We start from the raw sequence: 1,776 nt of genomic DNA, 5'->3' as shown, positions 1-1,776 counted from the left end.
AAGCTTTTTCCAAAAAGCTTCGAAAGACGCCGCCTTTTTCGATCAACAGGCGGCACCCGGAAACTTTTCCTGCTTTTTCATCAATGAGCTGCTTTCAGACACTCTCTTAAAAAAACCTAGCCAAAGGACCCCGGCATGCCCACCACTGCGGACATCCAGGCCACATCGCATCACCAGACCCACCAGCGCGCGTTATCCGCGCTGTCGGGCATGGTGCATCGGGGGGACCAGACCGTGGCCGCGCGGCGATATGTCTCCATCGCCGCGGCCGTCGCGGCGGTGGGGGGATTGCTGTTCGGATATGATACCGGGATCATCGCCTCTGCCCTGATTTTCGTCACGCAGACCTTCTCCCTGTCCACCGCGGGGCAGGAATGGGTTGCGGCGGCACTCAATATCGGTGCGATTTTTGGCGCATTGCTCAGCGGTCCGGTGTCGGACCGGTGGGGGCGGCGACCGGCCATCATGGTGGCGGCCGCGATCTTCATCGTCGCGTCGCTGGTCTGTGGGCTGGCCCCTGATGTGCGCACGCTGATCGGGGCGCGGCTGTGGCTGGGGGTTGCGATCGGGGCCACCACGCAGATCGTGCCGGTCTATGTCGCCGAACTGGCGCCCGCGGCACGGCGCGGGGGGCTGGTGTCGCTGTTCCAGCTTGTGTTCTCGCTGGGGCTGCTTCTGGCGTTCTTTGTCGGGTATGAACTGTCGGGGGGGGCCGGGTCATGGCGCGCGATGTTCATGCTGGGCGCCATCCCGGCGCTGCTGCTGGGGGTGGGGATGCTGTTCCTGCCCGAAAGCCCGCGCTGGCTGCTGCATCATGAACGTGAACATCATGCGGTCTCCATCCTGTATAAACTGCGTGGGCATCAGGATATCGTGCGACAGGAACTGGATGATGTCCTGCGCATTGGCGCGGCCACGACGGCGGGGGAACACCGGGCCAGCCTGAAACCGCGCTGGATCCGTCCCGCGCTGATTGCCGCGCTGGGGGTTGCGGCCTTTTCACAGCTTTCAGGCCCGAATGTCATTGTCTATTACGCGCCCATCATCCTGTCACAGGCGGGGTTGGGGCATTCGGCGGCACTGCTGACATCGGTGGGGGTCGGGGTGACATCCACCATCACCACGGCCATGGGCATCGCCCTGATCGACCGGGTGGGCCGCCGGCGCATGATGTTGTGGATGCTGCCGGTGGCGGCGCTGTCGCTGTTTGTGCTGGGGGGTGTCTTCCTTGACCCCGCGCCCCTGACGGGGGTGCGGCTGGTGCTGATGGTTGCATCGCTGCTGGGCTATATCTTCTTTAACTTCGGCTCCCTGTCGGTTGCGGTATGGCTGATCGCGGCCGAGGTCTTTCCCCTGTTCGTGCGCAGCAAGGCCATGGGCATGGCAAGCGCCACGGTCTGGCTGTCCGATACGCTTGTCTCGCTTGTCACCCTGTCGCTTGTCGCGGCGCTGGGCACGACGGGGACGTTCTGGCTGTTCGGGGTCATCAATGTCGCGGCGTTCGCGTTCGTCTGGAAATACGTGCCCGAAACCGCAGGCACCAGCCTGGAACAGATCGAAGGCGCGCTGCGCTCGGGCACGTTTTACGCCGGCACGTTTCATACGGATACCGGCCATCGCACGGACACGCGGCCGGGGGACTGACCTGCCCGCCCCGGATGGCCATACCCATGGTATCCGCGCGCCCAAGAGAGTGTTTGAAAACAGGTCATTGATAAAAAAGTTTTTGGGCGCCGCCTTTTGATCGAAAAAGGCGGCGTCTTCTGAAGCTTTTTG

General features: G+C 63.1%; 1 protein-coding gene. It reads left to right on the top strand.

The features are described 5' to 3' along the window. The first annotated feature begins 135 nt into the window (after positions 1–135). A complete protein-coding gene (locus B7G66_RS13795; protein ID WP_003621693.1) occupies positions 136–1,644 on the top strand; it encodes a sugar porter family MFS transporter in 1,509 nt (502 codons plus the stop codon). The last annotated feature ends 132 nt before the right edge of the window (positions 1,645–1,776 follow it).

The organism is Novacetimonas hansenii JCM 7643 (genome assembly GCF_000964405.1).
Classification (GTDB): domain Bacteria; phylum Pseudomonadota; class Alphaproteobacteria; order Acetobacterales; family Acetobacteraceae; genus Novacetimonas; species Novacetimonas hansenii.
The sequence above is the reverse complement of the archived record's forward strand: the minus strand, read 5'-3'. Positions and strand labels throughout refer to the sequence as shown.

Bases quoted from the DNA above. Each gene is read 5' to 3' on its own strand.
- B7G66_RS13795 (WP_003621693.1), top strand. From the start codon at position 136: ATGCCCACCACTGCGGACATCCAGGCCACATCGCATCACCAGACCCAC.